Genomic DNA, 19,528 nt, shown 5'->3' on the forward strand with positions numbered 1-19,528 from the left:
CTGCGCGCGGGGCTCGACGCGCCGCCGGTGACGCCGGCGCCTGAGGACCCGGCGCCCGCCCGGGGCCGCCTCACCCGCCAGGACGGGGACGGCACGGCCTTCCAGGCGGGCCGGGTGACGGGCCGTATCCCGCGCACGGCGACGCTGCGGCCCACGGTGGCGCCCCTGGAGTGGGAGCGGATGGGCGACCCCCCGACCCGCCGCCCGGTCAGGGAGCTGGGCAACGGCCCCACGGACCTGGCGCTGCTCGCCAGCGCCATGGACCGTGCGGCCCGCTCGGTGGCCGCAGCCCCGGTGGCCCCCCTGACCCCGGCCCGTCCCTGAGCCGGGCCCGCCCCGAGCCGGGCGTCCCCCGGGAAGGACCCCGTCCGACGGGGCGTCACGAGGGCATCACGATGGGCTCGTAGGGGCGCCTCGTGGTCTTGCCTGTCATGAACACCGGGCGTAGGACTGATCCGCACGGGACGGGACGACGCCGCCGCGTCCGGCCGCGTCGCCCTGCCTCAGAGCGTGGATCGATCCGCAGGCACGGGAGAGACGGGGAAGCTGCGATGCGCACAACTCGTACGGCAGGCAAGGCTCTGGCCAGGAGATCCCGGGGCATCGGGGCGGCGGCGGTGTGCGTCGCGCTCGGCGCGACGGCCCTGGCCGGATGCGGCGGCTCCGACCCGGGGGACGGGAAGGGCGGCGCGTCCCCGTCCGCCGGGCAGAGCGCGGGCGGGGGCGGCGGTGTCGCCCTGCCGAAGCTGACGGGGCAGAAGATCGAGGTGGCCGCCGTGTGGACGGGGCCTGAGCAGGCCAACTTCACGAAGGTGCTCGACGCGTTCGAGAAGCGCACGGGCGCCACGGTGACGTTCGTGCCCGCGCAGGACCCGATCGTCAACTTCCTCGGCACGAAGATCGCCGGCGGCAGCCCGCCGGACGTGGCGATGCTCCCCCAGGTCGGCGCGATCGACCAGGCCGTGGCGCAGAAGTGGGCCAAGCCGCTCGGCGCGGCCGCCAAGGCGGAGCTCGCGAAGAACTACAGCAAGGGGTGGCAGGACCTCGGCGCGGTCGGCGGCACCCCGTACGCGGTGTACTTCAAGGCCGCAAACAAGTCCCTGGTCTGGTACAACACCGAGGCGTTCGCCAATGCCGGCGCCACCGTGCCCAGGACGTGGCCGCAGTTCCTGAAGACCGCGGACACCCTCTCCGCCTCCGGCGTGACCCCGCTGTCGGTGGGCGCCGCGGACGGCTGGACGCTCACCGACTGGTTCGAGAACGTGTACCTCTCCCAGGCGGGCCCTGAGAAGTACGACCAGCTCGGCAAGCACACCATCAAGTGGACCGACCCGTCCGTGGCGAAGGCGCTGTCCACGCTCGCCCAGCTGTTCGGCCGCCCCGACACGCTGGCGGGCGGCCCGGACGGCGCGCTCCAGACCGAGTTCCCCGCGTCCGTCACCCAGACCTTCACCGGCGGGGACGCGCCGAAGGCCGCCATGGTCGGCGCGGCCGACTTCGCGGGCGTCAACGTCCGGCAGACCAAGGCGAAGATCGGCACGGACGCCAAGGTCTTCCCGTTCCCCGCGGTGGGCGCCGCCTCCCCGGTGGTGACCGGCGGCGACGCGGCCGTGGCCCTCAAGGACACGCCGGGCGCGCAGGCGCTGCTCACCTATCTCGCCTCGACCGACGCGGCCAGGATCTGGGCCGCCCAGGGCGGCTTCGTCTCGCCGAACAAGAACCTCGACCTCGCCGCGTACCCGGACGCTGTGCAGCGCTCCATAGCGAAGGCGCTGATCACGGCGGGCGACGACTTCCGCTTCGACATGTCGGACTCGATGCCCCAGTCCTTCGGCGGCACGCCGGGCAAGGGCGAGTGGAAGGACCTCCAGGACTTCCTGAAGAACCCGAAGGACGTCGCGGGGGCCCAGCGGAAGCTGGAGGCCGACGCGGCCAAGGCGTTCAAGGGCTGAGGCCGTGGCCCCCACGGCCGCGGGGGGCGCCGGTGCGCCGGCGACCTCCGCGCGGAACGCGCGCGGCGGCGTGACGGGCTCGCGCAAGGTGGTGGCGGCGGGCTTCCTGCTGCCGGCCCTCGTGCTGCTCGGCGCGCTCGTGGTCTACCCGATCGGGTACTCGCTCTACCGCTCACTGCTCGACACGTCGGGCCACCGCTTCGCCGGCCTGGACAACTACGTCACGATCTTCACCGACAGCTCGATCCTCAAGGCCGTCGAGAACAACGTGATCTGGGTGGTCGTGGCGCCCGTCGTCGCCACCGCACTCGGCCTGGTCTTCGCGGTCCTGACCGAACGGGTGCGCTGGGGCACGGCGTTCAAGCTGGTCGTCTTCATGCCGATGGCGATCTCGATGCTCGCCGCCGGGATCATCTTCCGCCTCGTCTACGAGCAGGACCCGGCGCGCGGCGTCGCCAACGCGGTCTGGGTGGGCGTGCACGACACGTTCGCCGAGTCCGCGGGCTACCCGGGCGCGCACCCGCTGCCGGTCCATCCGCTGAAGGCGGGCGGCGGCGGCTCGTTCGTCACCAAGGCACCGGTGCACGCGGGAACGCCCGTACGGCTCCCGCTCGTCGGCGTGCCGCCGCGCACCATGCCGTCGGACGCTGCGCCGGCTCGGGCGGCGGCGCCGCGGCCCGGCGAGGTCACCGGGACCGCCTGGCTCGACTTCACCCTCGGCGGCGGCGGGAAGCCCAATGCGATCGACCCGAAGGAGCGCGGGCTCAAGGGCCTCACCGTCCAGGCCGTCAAGGGTGGGAAGGTCGTCGCGACCGCGAAGGCGGCGGCGGACGGCACGTTCACCCTGCCGCGCGCGGCGGACGGCGCCGTGCTCTCGCTGCCCGCGGCGAATTTCAGGGAGCCGTACAACGGCGTCGAGTGGCTCGGCCCGCGGCTGGTGACCCCGGCCATCATCGGCAGCTACCTCTGGATGTGGGCCGGGTTCGCGATGGTGCTGATCGCCGCCGGGCTCGCGGGCATGCCGCGCGAACTGCTCGAAGCGGCGCGGGTCGACGGCGCGGGCGAGTGGCAGGTGTTCCGGCGGATCACGGTCCCGCTGCTCGCGCCGGTCCTCGGGGTGGTGCTGGTCACGCTGATGATCAACGTGCTGAAGATCTTCGACCTCGTCTACGTCATCGCGCCGGGCTCGTCGCAGGACGACGCCAACGTGCTGGCGCTCCAGCTCTACCGGTCGTCGTTCGGCACGGACGCGGACCTGGGGGTCGGCAGCGCGATCGCGATCCTGCTGCTGCTCCTGGTGATCCCGGTGATGCTCGTCAACATCCGTCGCATGCGCAGGGAGAAGCGCCGATGACTCTGGACGAACCGGTGGCGGGCGGCGCGCTCCGCCCGGCGGCGGGCCGCGCGGGCCGCGCCCGTACGGCACCCGGCCGCGCCCCCGCGGGCACGGGGCGCTCGCTGCCCGCGAGGATCGCGGGCCGCGTCGGCGGCGGCGCGGTGCGCGCGGTGCTGGTGCTCGTGGGCCTGTTCTGGCTGATGCCGACGATCGGCCTGCTGCTCTCCTCGCTGCGCGGCGCGGACGACATCGCGGCGAGCGGCTGGTGGCAGGTGTTCACCAAGCCGTCCCAGCTGACCCTGGAGAACTACGCGAACCTCCTCGACAACGACGCCATCACGCACTCGCTGCTTTCCACGGTCCTGATCACCGTCCCCTCGACGCTGCTCGTCGTGGTGATCGGGTCGTTCGCCGCGTACGCCTTCGCCTGGCTGGACTTCCCCGGGCGTGACGGGTGGTTCATCGGGGTGGTCGCGCTGCTCGTGGTGCCCGTACAGGTGGCGCTGATCCCGGTGTCCCGGCTGTTCGGGGCGATCGGGATCTTCGAGACGACGCTCGGCGTGATCCTCTTCCATGTCGCGTTCGGCCTGCCGTTCGCGGTCTTCCTGCTGCGGAACTTCTTCGCCGAGATCCCGCGCGAGCTGCTGGAGGCCGCGCGGCTCGACGGGGCGGGCGAGATCCGTCTTTTCACCCGGGTGGTGCTGCCGCTCGGCGGGCCCGCGATCGCCTCGCTCGGCATCTTCCAGTTCCTGTGGGTGTGGAACGACATGCTGGTGGCACTGGTGTTCGCGGACTCCAAGAACCCGCCGATCACCGTCGCGCTCCAGCAGCAGGTGCGGCAGTTCGGCAACAACGTGGACGTGCTCGCGCCCGGCGCGTTCCTGTCGATGGTCATCCCGCTGGCCGTCTTCTTCGCGTTCCAGCGGCAGTTCGTCTCCGGCGTGCTCGCGGGGGCCGTCAAGTAACGGTACGGACGGACAAGCACGGGCGGGCGGCGGCCCGTACGCACGGACCGCCGCTCACCCGCGCCCGAGGGCGGCGACCGCCGCGGTGGCCAGGTCGTCCAGATAGCCCTTGGGCAGCGGCGCGCGGACCACGGCGAGGCGCCAGTAGAGCGGGCCCACGATCAGGTCGAGCGCGGTGTCGGGGTTGGTGCCCTCAGGGAGCTCGCCCCTGGCCACCGCCTCCCGCACGATCACCGCGGCGATGCCGCGCTGGCCGTCGAGGAGGGTCGCCCTGATGGTCTCGGCGATCTCCGGGTTGCGGGCGGACTCGACCAGCAGGTCGGGGATGACCTGGGAGGCCACCGGATGGCGCAGCGCCGCCGAGGCGACCTGGAGCAGGGCGCGGACGTCGCCGTGCAGCGAGCCGGTCGCGGGGGCCGGGAGGCCCTGCGCGGCGAAGACGGAGACCAGGTCGAGGACGAGCGCGAGCTTGGACTTCCAGCGCCGGTAGACCGCGGTCTTGCCGACCCCGGCGCGCCGCGCGATGCCCTCTATGGACATCCGGGCGAAGCCGACCGCCGCGAGCTCCTCGAAGACGGCGGCGCGGATGGCGTCGGTGACGTCCTCCCGGAGTACTGCGGCCCCCGCGGGGACGCGGCGTGCGGTGCCCGATCCCTTGGTCATCTCTTGAGCATAGCGTCACGACGCTACGGTTGCGTTGCGACGTGAGGGGACCGTACGCTCTCCGATGCGACGATACGGAACCGTTCCGTCGTCGGTGTACCGCCCCTGTGGAACCACGTCGATCACGCCGAAAGCGACTCCTGTGAGCCAGACGATCGCACCGACTCATGCCACTCCCCCGGCGCCGGAACCGGAGGAGGACCTCGCCGCGCTCGCCGCGCGCCACGGACTCACGGTGAGCGGGGCCCGGCCCACCCTGCCCCAGTACGTGGGCCAGCTGTGGTCGCGGCGGCACTTCATCACGACGTTCGCCACCGCCAAGCTGACCTCCCAGTACAGCCAGGCCAAGCTGGGTCAGATCTGGCAGATCATGACGCCGCTGCTCAACGCGGTCGTCTACTTCTTCATCTTCGGTGTGCTGCTCGACACCAAGCGGGGCGTGCCCGACTACATCCCGTTCCTGGTCACCGGCGTCTTCATCTGGACGTACACGTCCAGCTCGGTCACCGTCGGCACCCGGGCCATCTCCGGCAACCAGGGCCTCGTGCGCGCGCTGCACTTCCCGCGCGCCTCGCTGCCCCTCTCGCTGGTGCTCCAGCAGCTCCAGCAGCTGTTCTTCTCGATGTGCGCGCTGGTGCTGATCCTGGTGGGCTTCGGCCAGTACCCGCGCTTCCACTGGGTGCTCGCGATCCCCGCGCTGTTCTGCCAGTCGCTGTTCTGCGCCGGGATCTCCCTGATCATGGCGCGGCTCGGCGCCAAGACGCCGGACGTCGCGCAGCTGATGCCGTTCATCACCCGGGTGTGGATGTACACGTCGGGCGTCATGTGGAGCGTGCAGAAGCTCACCAGCGGCCACCAGGACATCCCCCACTGGGTCGTGATGGCGCTGCGCTGCCAGCCCGGTGCCGTCTACATCGACATCATGCGCTACGCGCTGATCGACAGCTTCCACGGCAGCCAGCTCCCGCCGCACGTCTGGGCGCTCTGCCTGGGCTGGGGCCTGCTGTTCTTCTGCGGCGGCTTCGTCTACTTCTGGCGCGCGGAGGAGAGCTACGGCCGTGGCTGAGCAGCAGCGGATCCCGACCGTCGTTGCGGACGGCGTGCACATCACCTACAAGGTCCACGGCACCAAGGGCGGCAAGGGCAGCGCCACCTCGGCACTGAGCCGGATGATCTCCAGGCGGCCCGCCGTCGGCGTCAGGGAGGTCCACGCGGTCAAGGGCGTCAGCTTCGCCTCGTACCGCGGCGAGGCGATCGGCCTGATCGGCTCGAACGGCTCGGGCAAGTCCACGCTGCTGCGGGCCGTCGCGGGCCTCCAGGTGCCCTCGGCGGGACGGATCCACACCGCGGGCCAGCCGTCGCTGCTCGGCGTCAACGCGGCGCTGATGGCCGACCTGACGGGCGAGCGCAACGTGGTGCTCGGCGGGCTCGCCATGGGCATGTCCCGGCGCGAGGTGCGGGACGTCTACGAGGACATCGTGGAGTTCTCCGGCATCAACGAGAAGGGCGACTTCATCTCGCTCCCGATGCGGACGTACTCCTCCGGCATGGGCGCGCGGCTGCGCTTCTCGATCGCCGCGGCGAAGAAGCACGACGTGCTGCTGATCGACGAGGCGCTGTCGACGGGCGACGCGAAGTTCCAGGCCCGCAGCAAGGACCGCATCGCCGAGCTGCGCGAGCAGGCGGGCACGGTCTTCCTGGTCAGCCACAGCAACAAGGCGATCGTGGAGACCTGCGACCGCGCCCTGTGGCTTGAGGCGGGCGTGCTGCGCATGGACGGCCCCGCCGAGGAGGTCGTCACCGCGTACGAGGAGTTCACCGCGAAGCCGAAGCCGAAGCCGAAGCCCAAGGCGCAGGCCGCGCGCGCCTGACCTGGCGGGCCGCACGCGCGGGCGCCCCCGGACCGGTTCACTCCGGTCCGGGGGCGCTCGCCTGTGCGCGCCGCGCGCGGTCAGCTGTGCGTGCGCAGCATCGTGCGCATGGTGCGCATGGCCACTGAGAGGTTCGCCAGGTCGAAGGAGTCCGAGCCCTGGATCTCCTCCAGGGTGTTGCGGGAACGCGCGAGGATCGCCGCGTTCTTCTCCTCCCACTCGGTGAACCGCTCCTGCGGGGTCGCGCCGTCGCCGCCGAAGGCGAGCACGTCCGACGTGAGCGAAGCGTGCGCCGCGTACAGGTCCTCGCGGATCGAGACGCGCGCCATCGACTTCCAGCGGTCCGTGCGCGGCAGTTCCAGGATGCGGTCCATCAGCTCGGTGATCCGCAGCCGGTCGCCCAGGTCGTAGTAGACCTCGGCGACGGTGAGCGCGTCCTTGCCCGTGCGGTCCGCGATGGCCACGATGTCGAGCGCGGAGAACACCGAGGAGAAGCCCGCGACCCGCGTCGCGAACTCCTTCGGCACGCCGGCGCCGCCCATCTGCTCCAGGATCGAGTCGAACCACTCGTGCTCCGTGCCGAGCAGCAGCGAGGGCAGCTGCGACCACACCCGCTCCACGCCGTCCGCGAAGAACGCGATGGTGTCCGCGATCTGCAGCGGCTGCGGCCTGTTGCCGAGCAGCCAGCGGGTGCCGCGCTCGACCAGGCGCCGCGAGTGCAGCCTGATCCGCGTCTGCACGTCGGCCGCGACGCTGTTGTCCAGTTCCTCCATCGCGTCCCACACCGCGCCGAGGCCGAAGATCTCCCGGGCCGCGGTGTGTGCGCGCACGATCTCCTCGACCGACGCGCCCGTCTCCTCACGCAGCCGGTGCAGGAAGGTCGAACCGCCCGTGTTGACGGTGTCGTTGACGAGGACCGTGGTGATGATCTCCCGGTGCAGCGGGTGGCCGTCGATCCGCTCGGCGAACTCGCCGCGCAGCTGCGAGGGGAAGTACGCGTGCAGCAGCTTCAGCAGGTACGCGTCGTCCGGCAGGCTCGTCCCGATCAGCTCGTCCGCCGTGGTGATCTTGGTGTACGCGAGGAGGACGGCCAGCTCCGGCTGGGTGAGCCCGCCGCCCGCGTTCAGCAGCTCGCGGATCTGCCGGTCCCTCGGCAGGAACTCGATGTCCCGGTCGAGGTGCCCCTCACGCTCCAGGCGGCGCATGAACCGCATGTGCGCGTGCAGCATGTCGGAGGACTGCGCGACGGCCGCGGCGAGCGCGGTGTTCTGCGCGTAGTTGTTGCGCAGGACCAGCCCGCCGACCTCGCCGGTCATCTCGGCGAGCAGCCTGTTGCGCTGCTTGACGGTCATGTCCCCGTCCGTGACCAGGCCGTTGAGCAGGATCTTGATGTTCACCTCGTGGTCGGAGGTGTCCACACCGGCGCTGTTGTCGATGGCGTCGGTGTTCACCTTGCCGCCCCTGCCGCCGGCGCCGCGCCTGGCGAACTCGATCCGGCCGAGCTGGGTCAGGCCCAGGTTGCCGCCCTCGCCCACGACCTTGGCGCGCACGTCCTCGCCGTTGACGCGGATCGCGTCGTTGGCCTTGTCGCCGACGTCCGCGTGGGTCTCCGTGGTCGCCTTGACGTACGTGCCGATGCCGCCGTTCCACAACAGGTCGACGGGGGCCTTGAGGATCGCCTGCATCAGGTCGGCGGGCGTCAGCTTGGTGACGCCGCCCTCGATGCCGAGCGCCTCGCGCACCCTCGCGTTGACCGGGATCGACTTCGCCGTGCGCGGGTGGATGCCGCCGCCCGCGGAGAGCAGGCTCGTGTCGTAGTCGGCCCACGAGGAGCGCGGCAGCTCGAACAGGCGGCGGCGCTCCGCGAAGGACGCGGCGGCGTCGGGGGCCGGGTCGAGGAAGATGTGCCGGTGGTCGAAGGCGGCGACCAGCCTGATGTGCTCCGAGAGCAGCATGCCGTTGCCGAACACGTCGCCCGACATGTCGCCGACGCCGACGACGGTGAAGTCCTCGCTCTGCACGTCGTGGCCGAGCTCGCGGAAGTGCCGCTTCACGGACTCCCAGGCGCCGCGCGCCGTGATGCCCATGCCCTTGTGGTCGTAGCCCGCGCTGCCGCCGGACGCGAACGCGTCGCCGAGCCAGAAGTCGTACGAGACGGCGACCTCGTTGGCGATGTCGGAGAAGCTCGCCGTGCCCTTGTCGGCGGCGACCACCAGATAGGTGTCGTCGCCGTCGTGCCGCACCACGTCCTTCGGCGGCACCACGGCGCCGCCGACCAGGTTGTCGGTGATGTCGAGCAGCGCCGAGATGAAGATCTTGTACGAGGCGATGCCCTCGGCGAGCCACGCGTCGCGGTCCGCCGCGGAGTCGGGCAGCTGCTTGGCGACGAAGCCGCCCTTCGCGCCGACCGGCACGATGACGGTGTTCTTCACCATCTGCGCCTTGACCAGGCCGAGGATCTCCGTACGGAAGTCCTCGCGCCGGTCGGACCAGCGCAGGCCGCCGCGGGCGACCTTGCCGAACCGCAGGTGGACGCCCTCGACGCGCGGCGAGTACACCCAGATCTCGAAGGCGGGCCGCGGCGCGGGAAGGTCGGGGATGGCCTGCGGGTCGAACTTCACCGACACGTAGTCGTGGTGCGCGCCGTCGGCCGTCCGCTGGAAGAAGTTGGTCCGCAGCGTGGCGTTGACCAGGCTGAGGAACGAGCGCAGGATGCGGTCCTCGTCGAGGCTCGCGACCTGGTCGAGCGCCGCGTTGAGCTCCTCGGTCAGGGCCTCGGTCAGCTCGATGCCCGCGCTCTGCCGCTCGGGCTTCATGCGCGCCTCGAAGAGGGAGACGAGCAGCCGCGCGGTGTGGACGTTGTGACGGAGCGTGTCCTCCATGTAGTCCTGGCTGAAGGTGGCGGCCGACTGCCGCAGGTACTTGGCGTACGCGCGCAGCACCATCGCCTGCCGCCAGGTCAGCCCGGCGGCGAGCACCAGCGAGTTGAACCCGTCGTTCTCCGCGGCGCCCGTCCAGACCGCGGCGAACGCCTCCTGGAAGCGGGTGCGCACGTCGTCGGCCGGGTAGCCGCCGCCGGCCGGCGCGACCGGCATCCTGAGGCCGAAGTCGTAGATCCACGCGCGGGTGCGGTCCGCGCAGCGCAGCTCGTAGGGGCGCTCGTCGACGACCTCGACGCCGAGGTGCTGGAGCACCGGCAGGACCGCGGTGAGCGACACCTGGTCGCCGGTCCGGTAGATCTTGAAGCGGCGCTCGTCGGGTCCCGCGCCGACCGGTTCGTACAGCGAGAGCGCGAAGTCGCGCTCGCCCGTGTCGAGCGCCTCCAGGTGGACCAGGTCGGCGACGGCGGCGCGCGGGGTGTGGTCCGCCTTGTAGCCCTCGGGGAAGGACGCACCCCAGCGGCGCAGCAGCTCGGCGGCGCGCTCCTCGCCGCACTCGGCGTTGAGCGCCTCTCCGAAGGCGTCGGCCCAGGAGCGCGCGGCCTCCACGAGGCGCGTCTCGATCCGCTCGACGTCGGCGTCCGTCAGCTCGCTGAGCTCGGTACCCGGCTCGACCCGGACGACGAAGTGCAGCCTGGAGAGTACCGATTCGGTGTTCCAGGCGGTGAAGTCGACGCTGGTGCCGCCGAGTTCCTCCTTGAGGATGTCGATCAGCCGCAGCCGCACCCCCGTCGTGTAGCGGTCGCGCGGCAGGTAGACGAGTGCGGAGTAGTAGCGGCCGTACTCGTCCTTGCGCAGGTAGAGCCTGAGCCTGCGGCGCTCCTGGAGGTACAGCACGCTCGTGGTGATGGAGCGCAGTTCGTCGACGGGCGTCTGGAACAGCTCGTCGCGCGGGTACGTCTCCATGATCTGCATGAGGTCGCGGCCGTCGTGGCTGTTGGGCGTGAAGCCCGCGCCCTTGAGTACCTCGGCGACCTTGCGCCGCACCACCGGCACCCTGCGCACGGACTCGGTGTACGCGGCGGACGAGAACAGGCCGAGGAAGCGGCGCTCGCCGACCACATTGCCCTCGGCGTCGAACTTCTTCACGCCGACGTAGTCGAGGTAGCTGGGGCGGTGCACCGTGGCGCGGCTGTTGGCCTTGGTGAGGATGAGCAGCCGGTGCTCGCGGGCCTTGGCGCGGGCACCCGCGGGCAGCCTGCTGAACGACGGGCTCGCCGGGTGGTCCTCGGCGTCGTGGTGGCGCGGGTCGGAGCGCAGGACACCGAGGCCGGTGCCGGGCTCCGCGACCAGCGCGTCCGCGTCGGTGAGCCGGTACTCGCGGTAGCCGAGAAACGTGAAGTGGTCGGCCGCGAGCCAGCGCAGCAGCTCCCTGGCCTCCTCGACCTCGCCCTCCGCGAGGTCGGCGGGGGTGGGCTCGCCGGGCAGTTCGTCGGCGATGCGGAGCGCGGCGCCCCGCATCTTCTCCCAGTCCTCGACGGACTCGCGCACGTCGGACAGGACGCGCAGCAGGCCCGCCGTGATCTGGTTCAGGTCCTCGCGGTCGGTCTCCCGGTCGAACTCGACGTGGATCCACGACTCGTTGTGCGTGTCGTGGGCGTCCTCGGGCGCCGCGGTGCCCTCGGGCAGGATCTCCAGCAGCTTGCCCGCCACGTCGCGGCGCACGGCGATCTGCGGGTGGATGACGAGGTGGATGCCCCGCCCGCCCCTCGTCAGCTCGTTGGTGACGGAGTCGACGAGGAAGGGCATGTCGTCCGTGACGACCTCGACCACCGAGTGCGTCGAGGTCCAGCCGTTCTCCTCGACGGTCGGCGTGTGCACACGCACGTTCGCCGTGCCCTGCGGCCGGTTCTCGGCCAGCCGGTAGTGCGAGACGGCCGCCCCGTAGACGTCGACCGGATCGCGCCCCACCAGGTCCTCGGGGGCGGTGTGCAGGTAGTAGCGCTTGAGGTAGCCGAGGAGCGTGTCCTGGTCAGGCCTGCCGCCACTGCCGGGCTCGACGGGGTCGCGGTCCGGCCGCCGGCCGCCCGGGCCCGCGGTCTGCCCCATCGGGCCGTCAGCGACCCGTGCCGCCCGAGCGAGCAGCTCGGTCTTGGCTTCGTCCAGGTTGGTCTGCATGTCCTCTGGCTCCTGTCGCGCGCCGTTGCGTGACGTAGGTGAACGAACCGACACAACGCCACGACGCGGTGTTTCCGGTCGGGGTCGACGTTATGCCGCGATGAGAGATGTCCGCGACGAATTCGGCCACATCGGGCCGCGCGTCCGGCTCCGGGGGTACGGCGTCCGCCTCGGATAGGTCAGCGACCGCCCGGCCGCCGCGGCGCTCCGGGCGCGTGCAGGGGGCCGTGCCCGCTCCGCATATCGCGCTGATCACAGACCGACCCTATCTCCCGGGACGGGTACGCCGTCACGCGCCACAGGTGTACAAAAGCAGGCGCGGAATTCGACACTCTGGACAGCGACACGCCGCCCGCACCCCTCTCCCCGCCGCCGCCCCCTCGGCCACCTTTCACGCGCCCCCGCCTCCCCCGATCCCCCTTGCGTCTCCCCGGGGCTCACCCCACCAGCGTGTACGCCGTCTCGACCGCCTCCTTCAAGGTGTCCACGACGGGTACCCCGGCCGCCGCGAGACTGGCCCTGCTGTTGGAGCCGCCGGTGTACAGCACGGCGTGCGCCCCGACGTGCCGGGCCGCCACGGCGTCGTCCAGGGCGTCCCCGATCACGACCGTGCGCTCCGGGGAGGCCGCGCCTGCGCCGGCGAGCGCGGCCACGTGCCGGGCCATCTGCTCGGACTTGCTGACGCCCGAGGGGCCCGTACGGCCGTCCACCCGCACGAAGTGCCGGTCGATACCGAAGCCGCCGACCACCGGCAGCAGCTCCTCGTGCGCGAACAGGCTGCACAGCGACTGGGAGCGGCCCGCGAGCGACCACTGCGCCAGCAGCTCGGCGGCGCCCTCGGCGAGGCCGCACGCGGTCCTGCGGGCCGTGTAGTGGCGGTGGAAGGCGGCGTCCATCACCAGCCACTCGGCCTCGGTCGGCCGCCTGCCGACCAGCCGCTCGTAGAAGACCGGCACCGGTACGCAGTACAGCTCGCGGTACCGCTCCAGGGTGAGCGGTTCGAGGCCGATCTCCGCGAACGACGCGTTGGTGGCGGCGAGGACCGCCTCGATGTCGTCGAAAAGCGTGCCGTTCCAGTCCCAGACGAGATGCGCGCTGTGATTCCCCATGCCCGAAACCGTACCCACGGGGTACGACAACGGGCCGCCGCGGTCCCGCGCCGCGGCCCCCGCGGTCAGCCGACGAGGCCGGGGATCTCCTGCACGCCGTACCAGAGCAGCTCGTGGTCCTCGGCGCCGTCCACGACGAACTGCGCGTCGTCGTCGCCCTGGTCGGCGGCGCCGAGCGCGGCGGCCGCCGCCGACACGTCGTCGTGCGCGTCGTCCGCGTCCACGTGGACGGCCGCGGCCTTGGCGAGCGGCACGGCGGCGGCGATCCGCACCTCGCCGACCGAGCCGCCGTCGAAGCCCCGGTCCGGATCGGCGAGGGCGTCCCTGTCGGGCACGTCGGCGGCGACCACGACCCGGCGCCGCGGCACGGACGGGTCCGTGGCGAGCGCGCGCAGCGAGGCGGCCGCGGCCCGGCTGAGCGCCGCGTACTCCAGTTCCTCGATGTCGTCGGAGACGTACCACTCGCGCAGGCCGGGCGTCACCGCGTACGCCGTGAGGGGGCCGGGGCCCAGTTCGCCCGTGCGGTGCGCCTCGGCGAGCCCGGGGAGAGTCAGGGGGACGTACACGCGCATGGGCGGGACCGCTTTCGTGTGTGCTGGCCGGGTTCCGGCCTGGTCGAGGCGGTGTCCAGGATACGTGCGGGTGTCCTCCCTCGGAGTGACGTCGCTGCGGCGCACGCGTCCATCGCGCGTCGCGCCGGGGACGCCGCGCGCCGTGCGGTTCCGGCGCCCGCGCTCCCCGCGTTCACTCACCCGGGTGACACGGCGCGCCGCCGCCGCGCGGTGCGGGGGACCTTGCGCGGCATTCGTCACTCCCCGTAGAAGGTGCGCAACACAAAGTTACCGACCGGTAGAGATCGGCCGGTGACAGAACGGGGGCCCTCGCATGACCACCACGAAGACCGTGCCGATGCCGGTGCCGGGGCGTACACCCGCCGCGCGCGCGTCCGACGCGTCCGCCGCCCGCGTCATCAGCGCCAGGCGCCCGCCGTCCCGGCGCGACCCACGCGGCCCCGGGGCGGGGCCCGCCGGGCGCCGGGCGCCGCTGCGCCCGCCGCACAGCCTGTTCGCCGAGCGCCTGCTCGCGGTGCTCAGCGGCGAGCGGCCGGTGCACTGGATGCTCGGCTGGACCGTGGGCGAGGCATACGAGCAGCTCGTACGCCTCGCCCCTGCCGTCCCGCTGCGGCCGCGCCCGGGGCAGCCGACACCGGTGGTGCGCCGCTGCCGCGCCTTCCGCCCCGGCCCCGACGCGGTCGAGGCGTTCGCGACTCTCGCCTCGGGCGACCGCGTCCGCGCCATGGCCTTCCGCCTAGAGCGCGCTCCCGACCACCGCTGGCGCTGCGCTGCGGTCGAGATCGACGGCCCGCGCCCACCCCGCGCGGACTCGTGAGAAACCCGCGCGGACTCCTGAGAAGAACGGCGCGACAGGGCCGGCAGCGGCCCCGCCCGCGCCACGGGCGGCCTGCGGCGGCCCCGCACACGCCGCGGGCCGGACGCGCACCGTGGTGGCGCGGACCGGCCCGGGGCGGCGAGTCGCTCGTGCGGCTCGGGGACTACTTCTTGCGGCGGCGGCCACCGCCGCCGCGCTGCGCCTTGCGGCGCTCCGCGCGCGTCATGCCGTCCGCCGTCGAACGCGTCGGTCCGCCCACGGGCTCGTGCTCGAACTCGCCCTCGACCACACCGCCCTCGCCGTCCACGGACGGCGCGGAGAAGTGCAGCCGGTCGGGGCGCTGGGGGCTGTCGAGCCCCTTGGCGCGGATCTCCGGACGGGCACCCGCGGGCACCGCGTCCTCCTTGACAAGCGACGTCGGCTCGGCGTCCGCGGGGGCTGCGTCCTGGGCGGGCAGCTCGACCTCCTCGACCTGCTGCTCGACCTGGACCTCCAGGTTGAACAGGTAGCCGACGGACTCCTCCTTGATGCCCTCCATCATGGCGTTGAACATGTCGAAGCCCTCGCGCTGGTACTCGACCAGCGGGTCCTTCTGCGCCATGGCCCGCAGGCCGATGCCCTCCTGGAGGTAGTCCATCTCGTAGAGGTGCTCGCGCCACTTGCGGTCGAGGACCGAGAGCACCACGCGGCGCTCAAGCTCGCGCATGATGTCCGAGCCGAGCTGCGCCTCGCGCTGCTCGTACTGCTCGTGGATGTCGTCCTTGACCGACTCGGCGATGAACTCGGCGGTGAGGCCCGCGCGGTCGCCCACCTCGTCCTCCAGCTCCTCCACGGTGACCTTGACCGGGTAGAGCTGCCTGAACGCGCCCCAGAGCCGGTCGAGGTCCCACTCCTCGGCGAAGCCCTCGACGGTCTCCGCCTGGATGTAGGCGTCGATGGTGTCATCCATGAAGTGCTTGATCTGGTCCTGGAGGTCCTCGCCCTCCAGGACGCGCCGGCGCTCGCCGTAGATGACCTCGCGCTGGCGGTTGAGGACCTCGTCGTACTTCAGGACGTTCTTGCGGGTCTCGAAGTTCTGCTGCTCGACCTGCGACTGGGCCGACGCGATGGCCCGCGTGACCATCTTGTTCTCGATGGGGACGTCGTCCGGGACGTTCGCCATGGACATCACGCGCTCCACCATCTGCGCCTTGAACAGCCGCATCAGGTCGTCGCCGAGCGACAGGTAGAAGCGGGACTCGCCGGGGTCGCCCTGGCGGCCCGAGCGGCCGCGCAGCTGGTTGTCGATACGGCGCGACTCGTGGCGCTCCGTGCCCAGCACGTAGAGCCCGCCGAGGCTCTTGACCTCCTCGAACTCCGCCCGCACGGCGTGCTCGGCCTTCTCGAGCGCCGCGGGCAGTGCCGCCGCCCACTCCTCGACGTGCTCGACGGGGTCGAGGCCGCGCTGCCGCAGCTCCGCCTCCGCGAGGTCGTCGGGGTTGCCGCCGAGCTTGATGTCCGTACCGCGGCCCGCCATGTTCGTGGCGACCGTGACGGCCCCCTTGCGGCCGGCCTGGGCGACGATCGTGGCCTCGCGGTCGTGCTGCTTCGCGTTGAGCACCTCGTGCTGGATGCCGCGCTTGTTGAGCTGCTGCGAGAGGTACTCGGACTTCTCCACCGAGGTGGTGCCGACGAGGATCGGCTGCCCCTTCTCGTGCTTCTCCTCGATGTCGTCGACCACGGCGGCGAACTTCGCGACCTCGGTGCGGTAGATCAGGTCGGACTGGTCGGCGCGGACCATCGGCTTGTTCGTCGGGATGGGCACGACGCCGAGCTTGTAGATCTGGTGGAACTCCGCGGCCTCGGTCATGGCCGTACCGGTCATGCCGGAGAGCTTGTCGTACAGGCGGAAGAAGTTCTGGAGGGTGATCGTGGCGAGTGTCTGGTTCTCGTCCTTGATGTCCACCCCCTCCTTCGCCTCGATCGCCTGGTGCATGCCCTCGTTGTAGCGGCGGCCGGCGAGGATGCGGCCTGTGTGCTCGTCGACGATCATGACCTCGCCGTCGATGACGACGTAGTCCTTGTCCTTCTTGAAGAGTTCCTTGGCCTTGATCGCGTTGTTCAGGTAGCCGACCAGGGGCGTGTTCACCGACTCGTAGAGATTGTCGATGCCCAGCCAGTCCTCGACCTTGGTGACACCGGACTCGTGGATCGCGACGGTGCGCTTCTTCTCGTCGACCTCGTAGTCGCCGGTCTCCTCGATGCCCTTGAGCTGGTTGCCCGCCTCCCCCTTGGTGAGCCTGAGCACGAGCTTGGCGAAGTCCCCGTACCACTTCGTGGCCTGGTCCGCGGGGCCGGAGATGATCAGCGGCGTACGGGCCTCGTCCACCAGGATCGAGTCGACCTCGTCGACGATCGCGTAGTTGTGGCCGCGCTGCACCAGCTCGTCCTTCGACCACGCCATGTTGTCGCGCAGGTAGTCGAAGCCGAACTCGTTGTTCGTGCCGTACGTGATGTCGCAGGCGTACTGCTCGCGGCGCTGCGCGGGCGTCATGTTCGCCAGGATGCAGCCGACGGTCAGCCCGAGGAACTTGTGGACGCGGCCCATCATCTCGGAGTCGCGCTCGGCCAGGTAGTCGTTGACCGTGATCAGGTGCACGCCCTTGCCGGACAGCGCGTTCAGATACGCGGGGAGCGTACCGACCAGCGTCTTGCCCTCACCGGTCTTCATCTCTGCCACGTACCCGAGGTGCAGGGCGGCGCCGCCCATCAGCTGCACGTCGTAGTGGCGCTGCCCGAGCACGCGCTTGGCGGCCTCACGCACGGTGGCGAACGCCTCGGGCAGGAGGTCGTCGAGGCTCTCCCCCTCGGCGATGCGCTCCTTGTACTCGTCCGTGAGCGCGCGCAACTCGGCGTCGGAGAGGTTGACGAAGTCCTCTTCGATGGAGTTGACCTGGTCCGCGATGCGGTGCAGTTTGCGCAGGATCTTGCCTTCGCCTGCACGCATGAGCTTGTTGAAGACGGACACTGAGGCTGGTCTCCTTGCCGGTCGGGCCTGGCACTGGGGGTCGTGTACGGGCGCGGGCACGGCAGGCGTGCCCCCACCGCATCGGCCATCGTAAGCGAGGACCGGCCCGCGCCGGGAGGGCCGCTGCGATGCGGGGCCACCGTCACCCGTCAACAAGAACGCCCGGGGCCTGCCCGAGGTGCCGGTCCGCCGGGAAAAGACTTCCCCGGCCCGCCGAGACCGTGACGATAATCCGTTCATGGACCCGCTCTCCCTCCGCTCGGACCGGCTCGTCCTGCGCGCCCTGTCCGGCGCCGACGTCGACGCCGTGCACGCGGCCTGCCAGGACCCGGAGATCCAGCGATGGGTCGCGGTGCCCTCCCCGTACGAGCGGCAGCACGCGGAGTACTTCGTGGCGCAGCTCGTCACGGAGGGGTGGCGCACGGACACGGCGTACACCTTCGGCTTCTTCCCGCGCCGCGGCGGCCCGCTCCTCGGCGCGGTCAACCTGCACCGGCGGGGCGGCACCTGGGAGGTCGGGTACTGGGCCGTGCCGGAGCACCGGGGCCGCGGATACACGGCGGAGGCGGTCGGCGCCCTGGCCGGCTGGGCCTTCGAGCAGGGCGTCGAGCGCCTCGAATGGCGTGCGGAGACCGGCAACACGGCGTCGCGCGCGGTCGCCGAGCGGGCCGGCTTCGTGGTGGAGGGCACCCTGCGGGCCGCGCTCCTCAGCCGCGGTGTGCTGCGGGACGTGTGGATCGGCTCACTGCTCCCCTCCGACCTGGGTCTGAGCGGGGCGCACGCCTATCTGCCCGCGCAGCGCGCCCACGACTGAGACCGGGCTCTGGCACGGCCCTGCCGACGGGCTTGTGCCCAGGTCAGACCCGATTGTCAGTGGGACGTCCTAGGCTGCGGGGCATGACGACAGCCTCGCCCGCAACCGGGCCGTCCGCCGTGGAGCTCTCCGCCGACGAGGCCCGCAGGATCGCCCTGCGCGCGCAGGGGCTCCTCGGCGCGCCCGACCGGCGCGGCGGCGTGCGCGGTGTGCTGCGCGCCCTCGGCGCCGTACAGCTGGACACGATCTCGGTGCTCGCCCGGTCGCACGAGCTGGTGCCCTACGCCCGCCTCGGCGCCGTCGGCCGTGAGGCGGTCGAGCGGGCGTACTGGACGCCGGCCCCGCCCGGTGGCCCGTCCCCCGAGCCGCACGCCTTCGAGTACTGGTCGCACGCGGCGTGCGTGCTGCCCATCGAGGAGTGGCCGCTGTTCGCGTTCCGCCGCCGCGCGTTCCGCGCCCGCCCGCACTGGAACCACGAGCTGTCGGACGACGCGTACGACACGGTGGTCAAGCAGCTGCGCGACGAGGGCCCGCTGACGGCCACGGAGCTGGGCGGCGCGAAGAACGGCGGCCCGTGGTGGGACTGGTCGGACGCGAAGATCGCCGTCGAGCGCGCCCTGATGTACGGCGAGGTGGTCTGCACGGGCAGGCGCGGCTGGAAGCGGGTCTACGACCTGGCGGAGCGCGCGGTCCCCGCCGCCCTGCTGCACGACCGCCTGAGCGACACGGAGTGCCTGCGCCCGCTGGTCCGCCTCGCGGGCAAGGCGCTCGGCGTCGGCACCCGCGCGGACATCGCCGACTACCACCGGCTCAAGGGCGAGCAGGTCGACGCGGTGATCGCCGACTCCGGCCTGGTCCCGGTCACGGTCCAGGGGTGGGGCAGGCGGGCGTGGGCCGACCCCGAGGCGCTCGCGGCGCCCCCGCGCGGCCGGCACAGGACGACGCTGCTCTCCCCCTTCGACTCCCTCGTGTGGGAGCGCGCCCGTACGGAGCGGATCTTCGGCTTCGCCCACCGCCTGGAGGCGTACGTGCCCAAGCCCAAGCGCGTCCACGGCTATTTCGCGATGCCCCTGCTCGCGGGCGGCAGGCTGGTCGGCAGGGTGGATCCGGCGCGCTCCGGCACCACGCTGGTCGCCCGGCAGGTCTCGCTCGCCGGCCCGAAGGCGGTCGCGCCGATGGCGCAGGCCCTGCGGGAAGCCGCCGAGTGGGTCGGCTGCGACGCGGTGCGTATCGAGCGCGTCGAGACCCCCGGCCTCGCCGCCGAACTGGCCCGCGCGGTCGCCTGACCCCCGACGAAGCCGTGTGCGGCGCGGCGCGCCCCGCGAAGGCGCGGGCGAGCGACAGGCGGCGGCCCCGGGCCAGGTC

At 72.0% G+C, this 19,528-nt stretch carries 14 protein-coding genes; 9 read left to right on the plus strand and 5 right to left on the minus strand.

The genetic code is table 11. The features are described from left to right. The 4 genes from ABEA77_RS29285 to ABEA77_RS29300 form a co-directional block, all read left to right on the plus strand. A partial coding sequence (locus ABEA77_RS29285; RefSeq protein ID WP_345654113.1) for a hypothetical protein occupies window positions 1-324 on the plus strand: 324 nt, incomplete at its 5' end. Between the two features lie 227 nt (window positions 325-551). Continuing rightward, complete coding sequence (locus ABEA77_RS29290) at window positions 552-1,952, plus strand: ABC transporter substrate-binding protein (RefSeq protein WP_345654116.1); 1,401 nt, start codon at window positions 552-554, stop codon at window positions 1,950-1,952. Between the two features lie 4 nt (window positions 1,953-1,956). Beyond that, on the plus strand, window positions 1,957-3,306 hold the full coding sequence (locus tag ABEA77_RS29295; protein ID WP_425588411.1) for a carbohydrate ABC transporter permease: 1,350 nt from the start codon (window positions 1,957-1,959) through the stop codon (window positions 3,304-3,306). Beyond that, window positions 3,303-4,253, plus strand: coding sequence for a carbohydrate ABC transporter permease (locus ABEA77_RS29300; RefSeq protein ID WP_345654122.1), 951 nt, complete (start codon window positions 3,303-3,305; stop codon window positions 4,251-4,253). The genes ABEA77_RS29295 and ABEA77_RS29300 overlap by 4 nt, the downstream gene beginning before the upstream one ends. Window positions 4,254-4,307: 54 nt before the next feature. Here the strand turns inward: ABEA77_RS29300 and ABEA77_RS29305 are convergent, their stop codons facing one another. After that, window positions 4,308-4,916: a TetR/AcrR family transcriptional regulator gene (locus ABEA77_RS29305; protein WP_345654125.1), complete on the minus strand. Its 609-nt coding sequence runs from the start codon at window positions 4,914-4,916 to the stop codon at window positions 4,308-4,310. A gap of 142 nt (window positions 4,917-5,058) precedes the next feature. On the opposite strand from ABEA77_RS29305, the gene ABEA77_RS29310 reads away from it, so the two are divergent. Both ABEA77_RS29310 and ABEA77_RS29315 read left to right on the plus strand, forming a co-directional pair. Then, window positions 5,059-5,982, plus strand: coding sequence for an ABC transporter permease (locus tag ABEA77_RS29310; RefSeq protein WP_345654128.1), 924 nt, complete (start codon window positions 5,059-5,061; stop codon window positions 5,980-5,982). After that, on the plus strand, window positions 5,975-6,787 hold the full coding sequence (locus ABEA77_RS29315) for an ABC transporter ATP-binding protein (protein ID WP_345654131.1): 813 nt from the start codon (window positions 5,975-5,977) through the stop codon (window positions 6,785-6,787). The genes ABEA77_RS29310 and ABEA77_RS29315 overlap by 8 nt, the downstream gene beginning before the upstream one ends. An 80-nt stretch (window positions 6,788-6,867) precedes the next feature. Here ABEA77_RS29315 and ABEA77_RS29320 read toward each other — a convergent pair whose 3' ends face one another. The 3 genes from ABEA77_RS29320 to ABEA77_RS29330 all read right to left on the minus strand — a co-directional run bounded on the left by ABEA77_RS29320 (window position 6,868) and on the right by ABEA77_RS29330 (window position 13,525). Beyond that, window positions 6,868-11,844 (minus strand): NAD-glutamate dehydrogenase, encoded by a 4,977-nt coding sequence (locus ABEA77_RS29320; RefSeq protein WP_345654133.1) that lies wholly within the window; start codon window positions 11,842-11,844, stop codon window positions 6,868-6,870. A gap of 437 nt (window positions 11,845-12,281) precedes the next feature. After that, complete coding sequence (locus tag ABEA77_RS29325; protein WP_345654136.1) at window positions 12,282-12,953, minus strand: HAD family hydrolase; 672 nt, start codon at window positions 12,951-12,953, stop codon at window positions 12,282-12,284. Between the two features lie 65 nt (window positions 12,954-13,018). After that, window positions 13,019-13,525: a DUF6912 family protein gene (locus ABEA77_RS29330; RefSeq protein ID WP_345654139.1), complete on the minus strand. Its 507-nt coding sequence runs from the start codon at window positions 13,523-13,525 to the stop codon at window positions 13,019-13,021. A 313-nt stretch (window positions 13,526-13,838) separates the two neighbouring features. Here ABEA77_RS29330 and ABEA77_RS29335 point away from each other — a divergent pair, with 313 nt between their 5' ends. Continuing rightward, window positions 13,839-14,342, plus strand: a complete 504-nt coding sequence (locus tag ABEA77_RS29335; protein ID WP_345654141.1) for an Rv3235 family protein — start codon at window positions 13,839-13,841, stop codon at window positions 14,340-14,342. A 163-nt stretch (window positions 14,343-14,505) separates the two neighbouring features. On the opposite strand, the gene secA is transcribed toward ABEA77_RS29335, so the two are convergent. Then, complete coding sequence (gene secA, locus ABEA77_RS29340) at window positions 14,506-17,349, minus strand: preprotein translocase subunit SecA (protein ID WP_345654144.1); 2,844 nt, start codon at window positions 17,347-17,349, stop codon at window positions 14,506-14,508. Between the two features lie 238 nt (window positions 17,350-17,587). Here secA and ABEA77_RS29345 point away from each other — a divergent pair, with 238 nt between their 5' ends. Beyond that, window positions 17,588-18,163: a GNAT family N-acetyltransferase gene (locus ABEA77_RS29345; RefSeq protein ID WP_345654148.1), complete on the plus strand. Its 576-nt coding sequence runs from the start codon at window positions 17,588-17,590 to the stop codon at window positions 18,161-18,163. Between the two features lie 83 nt (window positions 18,164-18,246). Then, on the plus strand, window positions 18,247-19,449 hold the full coding sequence (locus ABEA77_RS29350) for a winged helix-turn-helix domain-containing protein (RefSeq protein WP_345654151.1): 1,203 nt from the start codon (window positions 18,247-18,249) through the stop codon (window positions 19,447-19,449). Window positions 19,450-19,528 lie beyond the last annotated feature (79 nt).

The organism is Streptomyces tremellae, assembly GCF_039540215.1.
In the GTDB taxonomy this organism is placed as follows: Bacteria; Actinomycetota; Actinomycetes; order Streptomycetales; family Streptomycetaceae; genus Streptomyces; species Streptomyces tremellae.